Raw genomic sequence first — 15,948 nt, 5'->3', positions numbered from 1 at the left:
GCCTTCTATCTTGACACTCACCTTTACAGGCCCATGATAGCCAGGACCACTACCAGTGTATTCTCCATCCTTGTACTTTGACTCGGCTTGACCTGAATTTGAACCAGTGGTTGATCCAGTATTTGAGCTGGTACTTGTATTTGAACTATCGACATTATCAAGCTTTTTATCTTGTGGAGATGCCTTATCAGTAGTCTTTATTTCATTACTCCTAGCTTGAGCCCTATTTGGCGACGGGCTTTCACTTCTTACTATTTTATTTTCACTTATACTAGTCCCCATCACTATAGTTATAACTAATAGCAATGATACTAAGGCAGTTATTATAATATTTTTCTTTTCCATTACACACCTCCAAGTATATATTTTCAGCCTCTACATTAAATCCAATATATATGATTCATACTATAAATTTCTACTTGACTGCTAGATTGGATTTTTTAGACATGTATTTCTTGTCTATAAGTATCTTAAGCTTGAAGATTGTATACGTAACAAAAACTAAACAATAAAAGATCAAGTTTAGATTTCTAATAAATGATGACGGCCTTGATATGTACACCATCAATACCTGAACGAAAACCATAGCATAAAATATATATGCAAATTCTTGTAGACTCTTCCACTTCTTACCCGTCATTTTCTTCCTTATTAGTCTAAATGATGTAACAAATAGCGGTAGCATTATGCCAATTGCAAATACGCCAGCACTGAACATCATTAAATTTGTCCATAAAGGTATTCCACTCATCTGTATGATGGTCTTACTGTTTAATAGGAAGGCAAAAAAGTAGTGTATATTATGTGGTATGGTAAAAATGCATGCTATAATCGATAGCTCACCTCTGTTCATTCTCAATCTCTTTGATATTGGGTATTTCATATCAAATACGCCCATATACATTACTAGTATAAAGAAGGCCCCTCCAAGTGCCCCTGAGTCAATCGCCCTCATAAATTGTTTTAAAACCGGTACGTAGCTAATGCTGTATCCATTCAAAATATATATTGCATGAATAATAGACATTAAAGAAATCACAGATGCTACAAGGTATATTTCCTTACAGTACTTCTTTATATAGTCAGCAAAGTAGTAGGCCAGACCCACGATTATAAGAATCGATATTTCGATGGTCAATCTTATCACATCCTTCCCCAAAAAGTTAATAATCAATCGGCACCCTATATGCCATCTTTCACTTGCATAACAATGATATTATTATTTATACTTAAATAACTATATAATACAAGTTAATTCCTACAGTTTCCAATTTAGCCCTATTAAGGGCTAATGTTTATTAATGCAGCAACACCATATATTATGATGTTGCTGCTTATTTTAAATTTTTCTTAACCCCAAATACAAACTACTCACTAAGTCTAAATTCACCTATTAATAGTTTCTGTGGTTGCTCTTCAGAAAGGGACTTGCTGAAATTATATAGGTATAGCTTCGTTGGTCCTTCAGAAGACAAGATTTCCTTAGCAGGCTTTGATAAATCTACCACATCATCTCTCGTATAACTATCCTTATCCCCCTTGACAACCTCAAGGTTAAATAACATCAAGTCATTAAGACTATTCACTCTGATTTTTTCATGCTCTGTAGTATCCCACTGTCCATTGGCATTTAATCTCTTAGAATAGTTTAACCAGTAACCTAAGAATATCGGTTTACCACTATCACGAGCTATATTAATATGTTCATCTGGGCCATACTCCAATTTAGTGGTTTTACTATACCTGTTTAAGCTTGGCTGGAAGCCTACTAGCTGGTACCTAACTACTTCAAAAGGTATATCAAATTCTCCCCTAGCCTCTTCCTGGTTAGAATCTATAAGCTTTACTGTAGCCCTTACTTCATAAGTTCCTATCTTGCTAGTATTAATCTTCTCTAGTTCCGAGTCCTTAATTTCTACCTTTTCAACAAATACATTGTTAGAAGCACTTCCATAGGTAGTCTTGATATTTTCTTCTAGCTTATCCTTATCTAACTTGCCATACTTATTTATTAGAGTTTCAAGATTTTTCTTCGCAGGTTCATCAATGGCATTAAAGCTTTCAGGTAGTGCCTGTAAAAGCTGTACCTTCCTTTCCTTAAGTGCCTCCTCGAATTTCAATTGAAGTTGCTTTTTCTCCTTCTTTATTTCAAAGTATACTGGTAGTTTAAACTTGTAAATTGACCCATCACTAAATTCAAATTTCACATCGAGTTTTGCCTGTTGCTTGCTAGCAGCAGTCCTTACGACATTCACTATCTGACTTTCATCTAGTACAACATTTGCTGATTTTAGTAGGTTCTTACCATTTTCACTCATAAGACTAGGAAAGGCTGCTTTTATAAGCTTATCATCTATCTTTTTGCTAGCTATAGCCTTAATAGTATCTTGGTCTTCATTAGCATAGTCCTTGTCTAAACTTATAGTCTGTTCAACTATACTGTACTTTTTCTTTTCAAATTCATGAACCGCATCTCTGAACTCACCGGACTTAATTCCATTAAAGGCAAACCTAAAGTTATTTATTCCTGCCTGGTCTAGCTTAAACTGTTCATTACCAGAAGTGAATTCTCCCTTGTCAATGCTCAAGGCATAATAGCCACTATCATCAAAAATAGGCCATACCATATCATGGTCACTAGTTAGGTTGAATATTTTTTCTTTCTGGTTATCCTCTCTTCTTGTTACAAGCCTGAACTTTATGGATTTTCCTTTAAGGGCCTGGGATATATCTTCTGATATAGTTAGCTTCTGACTAAAATCTAACTGCTGTGACTTTGGATCAAGGCTACTATTGAAGCCCTCAACATCCTTCCAATCCTCTTTATCAGCTTCACTTACCTGTACCTTTTCAACCCTAGCCTGAACCTTAGTATTGTCAAATATCTGTATAGACTTTACTAGCTTTACAGTATTGGTTTTATCATGCACTAATCTAAGAGCCAAGCCATTCTTTGTATCATAGCCCAGGCTATCCTTAGTTAAGGTTAACCTATCCTTTATATCTACAAGTTGACCATTAGTGTGGTTTAGGTATGTTAGCTTTATACCATATTTGTCAAAATCCCTAAATGGTATTTCAATAGGGTTTATCTGTCCCTTCTTAAGCATTAGAGCCTTGAAGCCTACCTGGTCAAAATCTATAGTAGTGCCACCCCTATAACTAGGCTCTAGACCATTCTGTGCTGGTATAGTTAGGTTTGTAAAGTCAACACTAGGGTCTGCTTTTTTAAGTGCATTTGATATTGCTTCTACAGTTCCTGTAGCAGTGTAAGTTGCACCACTTATAGTATCAACCTTATAGTTATAGCCGAGATCTTCACTCATATATGTCTTAGTCAATAGGTTTAATCTAGACTCTAATACATGTGGTATGTTTCCTCCCAGGTGACTATTTTCTAGCCTCAGCTTCTGGCTACCAAATTCATGTTTTGAGAATAGGTCATCCAATACCTTATTATATGCTTCAACACTAGCATCCGTTGTAGACTTCTTAACTTGACCAATAACCCTTCTTTCAGTGTCTCTTGCAGTCTTTAAGAAGTAGTTTAACCTATTTATTCCACCTGATTTTGCAATACTAATCGCCCCATCATATCCCTTTATAAATGTTTTACCATCATCTGGAAGTCCAGGATATTCATCATTAGGTCTAACTTTTATAACCTCTTCTTTTATAAATTCAACATCCCTTATTTTGCCATTTTCAACAGTAACCTTCAAAGGTATAGGCTTACTACCGATATAACCAAAGCCATCACCGTAGTAAACTCCATCTGAATAAGTCTTATTTTTATCTAATTTGGCAAAGTCTTCCCTAGTAATTATATTTAATTTATCTGTTTTCTTAGGTCTAGCTACCTTTTTAGTTTCTGCAGCATCCTTAATTTTCTTTATAAGGTCATGACTTCCCTTGTAAAGACTTGCAGTAGAATAAGTAGCAGATGTTACAATATCAATATTATGTTCCTTGTTGATCTTGTCTATGCCTTCTTTATTTATCCTGCCAGTATTTGGGTTTTCGTTGACAAGCTTATATAACTCCTGGGCAATTGTGTCTAATTCCTTTATAGATTCCTCATTCTTACCATCAAGATAATAATTATTTTTCTTTAATTTTTCAAATAAACTATCCCTATTCTTTATAAATGGATTTTTAAACATATCCATGTTAGTATCATTGTATTCAAAGGCTATATCCTTAATCTTTCCAGCTTCAACAGTTGCTACTAGCTTATTATTTTCAGCATTTGAGAAGAGTTTGGAGAATCCGCCAGCCTCTACCTCATATCTACCATCTTTTAATACTTTAACCTCATCATATTCTACCTTACCGTCTGGTTTACCTGTGTCCGGCTTTTCTGTATCTGGTTTACCTGTGTCCGGCTTTCCTGTGTCTGGTTTACCTGTGTCTGGCTTGACTGTATCCGGTTTGCCTGTATCTGGCTTTTCTGTGTCTGGTTTACCTGTATCTGGCTTGACTGTATCCGGTTTGCCTGTATCTGGCTTTTCTGTGTCTGGTTTACCTGTGTCTGGCTTGACTGTATCCGGTTTGCCTGTATCTGGTTTACCTGTTTCTGGCTTGCCTGTCTCTGGCTTGCCTGTCTCTGGCTTACCTGTTTCTGGCTTGCCTATCTCTGGCTTGCCTGTCTCTGGCTTGCCTGTCTCTGGCTTGCCTGTTTCTGGCTTGCCTATCTCTGGCTTGCCTGCTTCTGGCTTGCCTGTTTCTGGCTTGCCTGTTTCTGGCTTACCTGCTTCTGGCTTGCCTGTTTCTGGTTTGCCTGTTTCTGGCTTGCCTGTCTCTGGCTTTTTTGTATCCTTAACCTTATTTTCTTTTAGTTTTTTCTCTATGTTTTTATATACATCATCTGAAATAGACTGGTATCCTCCTAAAACATAGACTTTATTTGTATTGTTTTCTAAAAACTTAGAAACATCATTATCTAGACTATCATAAGCTGTTAAAAGAACAGGTGCATTTTCACTAACTACTAAATTGATTGCAGATAAGGCATCAATTGAATTAACTCCATTAGCTAATAGAGCCTTGTTAGTCTTACCAGCATAATATTTTTCAGCTATTTTTGTAGATGTTTCATACCTGTCTGATCCTGCAAGTCTATCTCCCTTTAAGCCATCTATATTGATAGAGGACGGACCTCCAATTATTATATTATTAGGTGAATCTGCCTTCAGCACACCACTAGATCCGCCAGGTAGATTTACACCATTTGTCAATATTATAGACCTATTTAGTTTTGCTGCTATTGCTCCTGCTGTTAAAGCATCCACAGTATTACCGTTAACTATAATATTTTCCTGTTTAGTATCCTTATTTATTACTTCTGCTAATTTAATAGATGTCTCATATCTATCTCTTCCACTTACTCTTTCAACCTTATAGATATTGTCTAGCTGGTTTTCTAGTGACCTTGATATAGATTCTTGACCACCTACTAAAATTATTTTCTTTACATTTAATCTCTTTAATTCATCCAATACTACACTTGGCAACCTATCTTTTTGAGTCAATAACAAAGGTGCCTTCAACTTTGCAGCTACACCACCGCTTGCCAATGCATCTTGAATTTTTTGACCTGACGCTAATATAGCTACTTCAGAGCTCTTATATGCTTTCTTTGAAATATTAACGCAGGTTTCATATCTATCTGTTCCTGAAATTCTTTCAGCTCTAGAATCTATAGAATTACTTGTTTCTGCCGACACTGCATTTGGAAGGCCAGCAATACCACTCGTCGCTAAGCTAGCTACAAGTAGCATACTAACTGATTTTTTCATAAAATACCCCCTTGGTTATTTGTTTATATAGAAAATAATTTGATTCCCCTTATATATGATTGGCATTATTTCTATAGGTATCATCAATATAAACAATAAGTTTAATTTTTATAAAATTCCATCTGCAGATGATACTTATTCTAACATAAATAAATTATCATATCAATATTGATTTTCATCTCCTTTTATGGTATTATTATGTTTTATACAATATTAAAAAAAGAACCTAGCAATTTGCTAGCTCCTTTTTAAAATTTTCTTGTATTTATATTTTAAATCGTATAAACGAACTGAATTAGTATCTAGTCCTTCTATAGGTCAAGTCTAACCCTCATAAAGATTAGTAGACTGATACTTATCATCACATGTTACATCTATACCTAGGTTTCTAAATACCTGTTCATCATCCTTATTAAGAATCACAGTAGAATGCGCCTGGGCCCCCTCTAGTTCAGATAACTTGCTCATAGCAAACTGGGCAAGTGTATTTGTCACTGCACTTATACTCAAGGCCATTAAAACTTCCTCTGCATCAAGGGAAGTGTTCCTACTCTTGAATACATTCTTCTTCAAATTCAGCATTGGCTCTAATACAAGCGGTGAAATTAAGTGGATATGGTCCTGTATATCCGCTAAGACCTTTATAGCATTTAATATTGCAGCTGCAGACCCAGTCATAGTCTTAGAAAATTTTCCTGTTATCATTCTTCCATCCGATAGCTCTAGTGAGACCGATTGACAGTCTTCACATTGGCAATGGTCCTTGCTATACTGTCTAGCTACATTGACAACTTTCCTATCCTCGCCCTTTAGGCCAAGCTCCTCCATTATCATCTTCATCCTGGAAACAGCTTCCTTGTCTAGGCTGCCCTTCTTGTAGTCGCATAGGGTCTTGAAATACCTTCTAATAATCTCTTGGATGGCTGCTTCTCTTACAACCTCATCATCTATAATACCAAAGCCTACCCTATTTACACCCATATCAGTAGGTGATTGGAATACACTTTCTTTTCCTGTTATCTTCTCTATTATTTTCTTTAAAACTGGGAATAGTTCCAGGTCTCTGTTATAGTTTACAGTAGTCACACCATATTTTTCCAAGTGGAAGGAGTCTATCATATTTACATCCTTAAGGTCAACAGTAGCTGCTTCATAGGCCATATTTACAGGATGCTTTAATGGTAGGTTCCATACAGGGAAGGTTTCATACTTTGAATATCCGGCTGCAATACCCATCTTGTTTTCATGGTAAAGCTGACTTAAGCAAGTACCTAGCTTACCACTGTTTGGACCTGGTGCTGTCATTACAACTATCGGCTTTGTCGTCTCAATGTATGGGTTTATACCAAAGCCCTGATCGCTTACTATAAGGTCAACATCTGTTGGATATCCACTAGTAGGAGCATGCCTATATACCTTTACACCCCTTCTTTCTAGCTTGTTGATAAATATTGTAGCAGCAGGCTGGTTTTCATACCTTGTTATTACAACCGAATTAACATCCAGGTCATAGCCTCTTAGGTCATCAATCAGCCTCATAACTTCCATGTCATAGGTGATGCCAAGGTCTCCTCTGACCTTGTTTCTTTCGATATCACCCGCATATACACAAATTACTACCTCGACCTTTTCCTTGATATGACTAAGTACCTTTATCTTTGCATTTTCATCAAAACCAGGCAATACCCTCTTGGCATGTAGGTCACCAATTAACTTTCCTCCAAATTCTATATAGAGTTTGTCATAGTTGTTAACTCTTTCTAGTATATACTTGGACTGTTCTTCTAAATACTTTTCATGATCAAAGCCTATCTTCATTTTTTATACAACTCCCATCTTTTTATAGCTTTTATAAAAAACACTTGACAGGACGAAGCATTTATACTAAAATAGAATTCCATCACAAATTCTAATGCATGCAGCTTCGGCTGTGTGTTTTTTTTTCAAAAATAACTTAAGTATTTATTATACAATTACCCAGGAAATTTTACAAGTTTTATAAAGAAAAAATTAGGTCCTATTTATCAAAAAGTAATATTTCTTCCTTCAAAAGCTCGCCTATATCCTTAATCCCTGCCATCACTTCTTCCCTAGAAAAATTTTTTTCCTCTAGTTCCTCATCAGATAATTCCATCATCAGAGTATAAAACTCACCTGCTATAAAAACTGAATTCCTAGTCTTATTTTTTTCTATGCTAGAAAATAATAGGTCTTCTGCTTCACCAAGTTTTCCCTGAAAGAATAGCCTCTTTACACTAATTAAGGTTATCTCTTCCATTGGTGTATAAACTAGCTTGAAGTCATTCAAACTACTATATTTCTTTCCTAAAAGCTCCTTGAAGACCAGTTCTCTTTTTTGACTTTCAAGTCTATCCACTAAACCCATACTTTAACCTCCAATATATATTAATCCCCAGACAAGGTCTAGGGATTAATAAAATACATCTCTTATTTATCTGTTTTTTAATTATAGCTAATAAGACTTAATTAGACCTAAGTCCTAGCAGCCCTAAGAATATTTATTTCTTACTATCATTTGTCAGAACTTCTTTAATACCCTTAAATGTACCTAGGAAGTTGACTGCATCTGACGGAAGAACAAGCTTAGAAGATTCACTTTCACCAAGCTTAACCAAGGCCTCCATTGACTTAAGAGCTAGTATATTATCATCTACATCAGATTCCTTCATAGCACTAAATACCATCCTTAGACCCTCTGCATTGGCTTCCTGAGTCTGTCTAATTACGACTGCTTCACCCTCAGCCTTTGCTTCGAATGTCTTTCTGATTGCAGAAGCCTCACCCTCTGCTTCTAGAATCTTAGACTGCTTCTGACCCTCTGCCTCTCTTATCATGGCTTCCTTCTTTGCCTCAGCCTTTAGTATAGCAGACTGCTTTTCACCCTCTGCTATAAGGATCTTGGACTGCTTTTCACCTTCAGCCTGAAGGATTGCTTCTCTTCTTTCTCTCTCTGCACGCATCTGTTTTTCCATAGCTGCCTGGATGTCTCTAGGTGGCATGATATTCTTTAACTCTACCCTGTTTACCTTTATACCCCATATATCAGTCGCTTCATCCAAGATAGTTCTCATTTTGGCATTTATCAAGTCTCTTGATGTTAGGGTTTCATCTAGGTCAAGGTCACCTATTATATTTCTTAGTGTAGTTGCTGTAAGGTTTTCGATTGCAGCTATAGGATTTGCAATTTCAAATACATAGCTCTTTGGATCTGTCACCTTATAGTATACCACTGTATCTATCTGCATTGTTACGTTATCCTTGGTGATAACTGGCTGTGGTGGGAAATCAACTACCATTTCTCTCAGGTCTATCATATAGGCCATAGAGTCTACAAATGGAACCAAGAAATGTATACCTGTCTTGGCCTCCTTATGGAACTTACCAAGCCTCATGACTATACCCATTTTAGCCTGCTTAACGATTCTTATACATCTAATGGCTATAAACAACAATAATAAAATTAGCCAAAACGTAAGAATTTTTCCAATCATATAAGTACCTCCTAAAAATAAAATCTATTTCTTGACTACTACTAATTTTACGCCTTCAACTGCCACTACTTCCACCTCACAACCGGCTTCTATAGCTTCGTCTGTTTTTGAAACAGCTGTCCAATCCTCTCCCTTAACCTTGACCAGACCCGGCTTATAGGGACTTATTTTATTCAAAACTATCCCCTTCTTGCCTACTACCGCCATTATATTGGTATCAATTCCTGTCCAGGCGTTTACCTCATCACTCCTATCCATTCTTATAAGCTTTTTAGTAGCTACAAGAAGGAGCAAACCGGATACTAGGGCAAATACTAATATCTGTATAAATACATTATCCACAAAGTAAGATACTGCTAGGGCACAAAGGGCACCCACGGAGAACCAGACCATGGTAAGGGCTAAAGTAGCTGCTTCACCAATTGCAAAGGCAATGGCAACTATTACCCAAATTATTTTCATACTTAATCCAAACAAGTCAATACCTCCTTGCATTTAATTATTATAGTAAAACTACATTATTAGTATATATTAATTATACATCAGTTTCATAACTTTGGGAATGATTTTTATTAAATCACTAGGACTCACTGTAAAGCTATCCCTATATATAAGGTCACCACATAGACCATGAAGATAAACACCCTTGCAGGCTGCCTCAAATGGATCATATTTTGCGGCTAGACTAGCTATTATTCCAGTTAGGCAGTCTCCCATACCACCCCTGGCCATACCCTCATTACCTGTAGTATTCACAATAGCTCTTGTCCCATCAGTTATTATCGTGTTCTTTCCTTTTAGGACTAGGACTAATTGATTCTCTCTTGCATACTTTTTAGCATAGTAGAGCCTATCCTTTTTTATAAGATCGACCTCTAGTCCTATTAACCTAGAAAATTCACCCAAATGTGGCGTTAAAATATACCTACCACTAAGACTAAGGTCAGCCTCCTTAAATGCATTTATAGCATCTGCATCCACTACTATTGGCCTACTTGTCCTAAATGATATGTAGGATAGGGTGTCTATGCATAATTGGTTCATGCCCATTCCTGGCCCAATGGCTATTGAATTAGCAGACTCAGTTAACCTATCAAGTCTTGCCTGGTCCCCATAATTACAGGTCATCGCTTCTACAAGGTTGGGGGCCAATACCGCCTGGACATCCGGATCAGAAATTAGTGTTACCAGACCAGATCCAGCACCTACAGCCGATTCTGTAGCAAGCCTTGCCGCCCCATAAAAGCCCTTGGACCCTGCAAAAATACATACCTTACCAAAGTCACCCTTGTGGGAACACTGCTTAGGCCTATTAAATTCCAGGTCTTTTTTTGATATAAACCTATCTCTTAATCCCACCTCCTCAAGAATATCCTTCTTACAGCCTAGACTCTCAACATAGACCCTACCTGTATATTCTTCGGACTCATAATTTAAAAAGCCCTTTTTGAAGTAATCAAAGCTGATCGTGTAGTCACACCTTATGGCTACACCTGGATTTTTCCTATCTGAAACTGGTAGGCCTGTGTCGGGATCTAGTCCTGAAGGTATATCGATGCCTATTATCCTAGTCTCATTTTTTAACCTATACGAGTTTACTGCCTCAAATAAGGGCCTATACTTAGATGCAACTGGACGATTTATACCGACCCCAAATATTGCGTCTATTAGGACATCATACTTATCAATCTCGGTCATAAGGCTTTCAATCTCAGACTCTATATCTGCCATATTATCGTAGTGCTTAATACCAAGACCTAGCCTTTGTATAATATCGTAGTTAGTCTGGGCAGACTGGCTCATCTTATCTTGATTCCCAACAAATAATATATCTACCTTCCTACCAGCTGCCTTTAGCTTCCTGGCCAAAACAAAACCATCTCCACCATTGTTGCCACTTCCACAAAGAATAGCAATCCTTTTAAATGGTAGACCAGAGAAAATACTGGAATCAAAATCTGTATCCCTTATCCTGTCCTTGATATTCCTATAAATTTCCTTTTCTATCTCTAGAATCCTATAAAAAGCACTTGTAGCTGCATTTTCCATCAGAACAAGCTCACTTATGCCATATTTTTCTATACAAGTCCTATCCACCTTAGCTGTTGTGGTCTTGTCACCAATATAAATAGCCAATAAAATCACTTCCTTATCCTATTAATCCATTTCCATATATAGGTTGCCAGTATTATAGGTTCTACTTAGCCTATCAAGTTCTTCCTTATGCCCCTGGATAAAGGCCCTTAAAACTGACTTTACCTCTTCCTGGTCTTCAAAATTAAAAACTATCTCATTATTTTCTATACCTAGAAATGACAGACTATCAAGGTCTTCCACTAGGTTTACAATTTCATCCGAATATATCGTTGTTCTACATTCTAGACTCTGGGATAACCTATACCTATGCCCCTCATTTGATTCTAGATAGTATATACTCTTATTGCAAAGGGCATCTCTCTTATTTTTTTTACAATCTTTTGTCAAGACCCCCATTGGACAGTATTCACTTATCATCATTTCGTTGTTTCCATATACTACATACTCTGTCTCACAGCCTTGTCCATAAAGCTTGTCCATATCTCTTAGCTGGTTAAGGGATACCTCTTGCGACATACATACCCTCTTGGCCCCAATAGAAGTATAGTAGTCTAGGGATAGGTCATTTATTACATTTAACCAAGGGGCAATCATAATTATTTTATCTGGAAATTTATCTTTGACCCAGCCTATTTGGCCATAGCTAGAAAGTCTAAAACCTCTTAGGTTTTTCTTGGCCTCCTCATCCAAATTCAGCAAGGCCCTATATATCCTTTCCTCATCATTTCTTATAATCCTAGGCATATAGAAGTATATGTCTCTACCTGCCTGTCTGCATAGGTCCATGGCCTGGCCTAGACTTTCTATATTCCTATAGTAAATATCACCTATCTCATATTCTAAACAGGCTCTTAGCTGGTCTAGGTTTTGGCAGCTAACATTAAAGCGTGATTTATCTTCTTGATTTTCTATCCTACCTAAAGGCCCTTCTTGCTTAACATCTACTTGCTTATTAGGCCTATCATAGGACCTTTCCTTAATCACTACCCTCTGCTTAGATATCTCTTCGATAGCCAACCTTCTTAGGGTGTTTAGGTTACTTATAGGAATACTCACATTCCCTTCTATATTACAGTTTATGGACTCCAGGTAGTAAGGTGTATTTCCTAGCTTTGATAGCTGTTTAGTGGCCTTTTCCTGGCTTATAGCTACCTTTATAGCCTCTTCAACAAGACAGTCTCCTTCTAGGATAACTATATTTCCCCTATCATCCCATAGCTTGAGTCTTGGAGCCTGCCCCACATTCAAATCAAGCTCCATAAAAAGGGGTATTTTTACATACTCTTGTCCTGGCTCATAGGTCTTCTTCATCCTATCTAATAGCTGACCGTCACTAGTCTTAAAAACCTTACTTCCAGGCTTAATATTACCTATATAGTCGATTTCTACACTTTCTCCTGGATGGCCTATAGTCCTTATGTCCTTACCATGTATGATTCTGCCTACTGTTCCTCCACCTATACTTAGGCCATCTCCCTTTTTTAGGCTAGCTTCTAGTCTTATCTTCAGCCTTTTTGACCTAGCATTGTAGGCCTGGACCTTACCTATATATAGACCCCTGTTGTTTGGTTTTGAGGAGTTCATTATATCTCCACCCGTTTCTCCTAGAAGGTATCCCCTGGTAAACTTCCTGTTAAATATAACATACAGGTCCTCCAAGGTCTTATCTGATATACCCGATTTGCCATTTTCGATATAATTTAATATAGCATCCCTATAGGAGCTAACAACTGTAGCAACGTACTCAGGCCTCTTCATTCTCCCCTCTATTTTAAGTGATAGGACATTAGTTTCTATGATTCTACCTATATCTTCAATAGTATTAAGGTCCCTTGGACTTAATAGATAGTCACCATCTAGGTCTTCGTACTTATCTTCTTGGCTGTTATACAGCCTGTACTTCTGCCTACATGGTTGGGCACACCTACCCCTATTACCAGACCTCGTTCCCAAAACTGAGCTCATATAGCATTGGCCTGAATATGATACACAAAGGGCACCATGTACAAATATCTCTATATCAGCCTGACACTGGTCAGTAATTTTCTTTATCTCATCCACGTTTAGTTCCCTAGCCAAGACCACCCTCTTAAAGCCAATAGACTCTAGGTATAGGACATCATTTAGGGAGTGGGCTGCCATTTGGGTGCTTGCATGTAGCTCAAAATCAGGAAATAGCTCCTTGATTTTATTAGCCATACCAATATCCTGTAGGATGAGAGCGTCAACACTTATAGAATATAGGTATCTTATGTAGTCTATAAAGTCTTTCATCTCTGACTGCTTTATAAGGGTGTTTACTGTTACAAATACCTTACAATCCCTAATATGGGCATATTCAACCGCCTGCCTCAACTCATCATAATCAAAATTATTTGCACTGGCCCTAGCACTAAATACCTTTCCACCCAGATACACTGCATTAGCACCATTCTGAACGGCTGCCCTAAGGGCCTCCATACTCCCTACTGGAGCTAATAGCTCTAAATTTTTATTCATATTTCCTCCATGCCTTTTTATCCATATGAACAAGTACTAAGATACTTGTATTATCACCTTTATTCTTCTCCTAACCATGCTTTAAAAAAGACTACTAGCCCATGGCCTAGTAGTCTTTTTAGTACTTGCATATGTTCCTCTAATCCATGCACCCCTATTTATTAAATACGCAAGTGCAAGACCATTTACTTGTTTGTCTTATTCTTTAATTCCTCATAGTTTAGTTGTAGGTTATAGGCCTTGTTTTGAAATTCTGCAGCCATATTTTCAGCAACAGCTACCTTATTTTCCATTTCTTTAACCTTCATTTCAAGAGACTTAACTATCTTATCCACGTCTCCACCCACTTGTCCACCTGTAGCTTCCAACCTCTTAATAGTATCGTCCTTAGACGCTAGGTCTGCTTCAAGCTTGGATATCTTAATCTTTAGGTCTGCTATTTTTGAATCAGCCTCTTCTAACTTTAGAAGTACATTGTCAAATTCCTTTTCAACCTCTTCATTCTTGTTAGAGTCAGTTTCCTTCATCTCAGAGATTTCCTTTTTAAGGACTTCCACTTCACGTTCCCTATCAAATAGCTTGTCTGCTATATTTACAGAAGTAAGTATTGCAGCACTAGTCTTACTTAGGGAAGGGGCTGCCTTACTTATATTCTTCAATTCACCGTCTATATACTTGGCAACCTTGACTATCTCCGCCTCATTCTTTTCACCTGCTATCTGGTAATCAACACCATCTATCTTCACACTAACTCTATTCATATCCACACTCCTATTTATACACATAATAAGAAAAATAAACCCGCATCATAGGAGAACAAGATATTTTACTTATTATCCTTCTTGTTACTAGTCCTATAATGCCACATATCATTGTCTCATACCATTATACCATAAAAAGAGCTAGTATAATAGTAGGTCTAAGCTTATTGTATCAGATATTTCTAATCCAAGCTGACTCAGTTTGATATGGTCTCCCTCCAAAATAATATGACCACTATTAATATAGTTTTCAATTATCTCTAGGTTTTCTTTATACTTGTCCTGGTCTATCTTCTTTAGCCTTTCAAGGTATTTGGCTCGTGATATACCCATTGTCTTCCTTAGGCCAAGTATTAGGTATTCATTTAATTTTTCCTCCAGACTTATAGTCTCCTCAAATGCCAGCGGTCTCATACCAGAGTCTAAAGATTGGTAATATGCAGGAAAATACTTATGGTTCGTATACCTACTACCATCTAGGTAGCCAGAAGCGCCCAAACCTAACCCGTAATATTCCTTGTCGTCCCAGTATATTAAATTATGCCTACATTCCTTACCCTCTTTGGCAAAATTAGATATCTCATATTGACTATAGCCCTTTTCTGCCAGATAATCTATTGTATACCTATACATGTCTATATAGGCATCCTCATCATAGTCAGTCAAACTTCCTTCCTCGTACATCTTAAAAAACCTAGTCCCCTCCTCTATTATCAGAGAATAGGCAGATATATGGTCTGGGTCCAAATAAACTACCCTTTCTAGGGTCTCCTTCCAGTCCTCAAGGGTCTGCCCCTGGAAGGCAAACATTAGGTCTATATTTATATTCTCAAAGCCAACTAGCCTTGCAAGCCTATAGGACTCCAGGAAGTCATCATAGGTGTGAATTCTCTCTAAAAACCTTAATAGGTGATCTTGACTAGCCTGTAATCCAATACTCAGCCTATTTAGACCGGATGCCCTCATGAGCTCTAGCTTGTCCCTCGTAAGGCTACCTGGGTTTGATTCTATGGTATATTCTATTATTTTTGATAAGTCTACATTTTCCCTGACTATCGATAAGAGCCTTTCCAGCTGACTTAACGACAAGATACTAGGTGTACCTCCACCTATAAAAATTGTTTCTATATCTTCAATAGAGCCACTAGACCTAAATAGGCTAAATTCCTTTTCTAAATATGACAGGTAGTCATCTATCTGGTCTCCATTCCCGGCAAAGGATGTGAAGTCACAATAGCCACATTTCTTTGAACAAAAGGGTATATGTATGTACAAACCTCT

At 37.2% G+C, this 15,948-nt stretch carries 10 protein-coding genes and 1 pseudogene; all 11 read right to left on the bottom strand.

Annotated elements, in window-relative coordinates; genetic code table 11:
* Positions 1-345: pseudogene (locus ACW6OJ_RS03965) on the bottom strand (FMN-binding protein); the annotation flags it as partial.
* A gap of 70 nt (positions 346-415) precedes the next feature.
* Positions 416-1,147, bottom strand: coding sequence for a ferric reductase-like transmembrane domain-containing protein (locus tag ACW6OJ_RS03960; protein WP_455104607.1), 732 nt, complete (start codon positions 1,145-1,147; stop codon positions 416-418).
* 220 nt (positions 1,148-1,367) lie between these two features.
* Entirely contained in the window at positions 1,368-5,798 is a 4,431-nt protein-coding gene (locus tag ACW6OJ_RS03955) for a cell wall-binding repeat-containing protein (RefSeq protein ID WP_456095830.1), read from the bottom strand.
* 324 nt (positions 5,799-6,122) lie between these two features.
* Positions 6,123-7,616, bottom strand: a complete 1,494-nt coding sequence (locus tag ACW6OJ_RS03950) for a DUF1846 domain-containing protein (RefSeq protein ID WP_456095829.1) — start codon at positions 7,614-7,616, stop codon at positions 6,123-6,125.
* A gap of 199 nt (positions 7,617-7,815) precedes the next feature.
* Entirely contained in the window at positions 7,816-8,184 is a 369-nt protein-coding gene (locus ACW6OJ_RS03945) for a DUF6483 family protein (RefSeq protein WP_455104604.1), read from the bottom strand.
* Between the two features lie 133 nt (positions 8,185-8,317).
* Positions 8,318-9,310, bottom strand: coding sequence for an SPFH domain-containing protein (locus ACW6OJ_RS03940; protein ID WP_456095828.1), 993 nt, complete (start codon positions 9,308-9,310; stop codon positions 8,318-8,320).
* 24 nt (positions 9,311-9,334) lie between these two features.
* Positions 9,335-9,787 carry an NfeD family protein gene (locus ACW6OJ_RS03935; RefSeq protein ID WP_455104603.1) on the bottom strand — a complete coding sequence of 151 codons (453 nt, stop codon included), beginning with the start codon at positions 9,785-9,787 and terminating at the stop codon, positions 9,335-9,337.
* 54 nt (positions 9,788-9,841) lie between these two features.
* A complete protein-coding gene (locus ACW6OJ_RS03930) occupies positions 9,842-11,446 on the bottom strand; it encodes an NAD(P)H-hydrate dehydratase (protein WP_456095827.1) in 1,605 nt (534 codons plus the stop codon).
* Positions 11,447-11,467: 21 nt separating this feature from the next.
* The gene (locus ACW6OJ_RS03925; RefSeq protein ID WP_456095826.1) at positions 11,468-13,906 is read right to left on the bottom strand and encodes a DUF3656 domain-containing U32 family peptidase; all 2,439 of its coding nucleotides are present in this window, start codon (positions 13,904-13,906) and stop codon (positions 11,468-11,470) included.
* A 185-nt stretch (positions 13,907-14,091) separates the two neighbouring features.
* On the bottom strand, positions 14,092-14,667 hold the full coding sequence (zapA, locus tag ACW6OJ_RS03920) for a cell division protein ZapA (protein ID WP_293426399.1): 576 nt from the start codon (positions 14,665-14,667) through the stop codon (positions 14,092-14,094).
* A 141-nt stretch (positions 14,668-14,808) separates the two neighbouring features.
* Positions 14,809-15,948 (bottom strand): radical SAM family heme chaperone HemW (gene hemW / locus ACW6OJ_RS03915; RefSeq protein WP_456095825.1); only part of this gene is annotated, 1,140 nt, incomplete at its 5' end.

Source organism: Peptostreptococcus sp. (genome assembly GCF_977045075.1).
The sequence above is the reverse complement of the archived record's forward strand: the minus strand, read 5'-3'. Positions and strand labels throughout refer to the sequence as shown.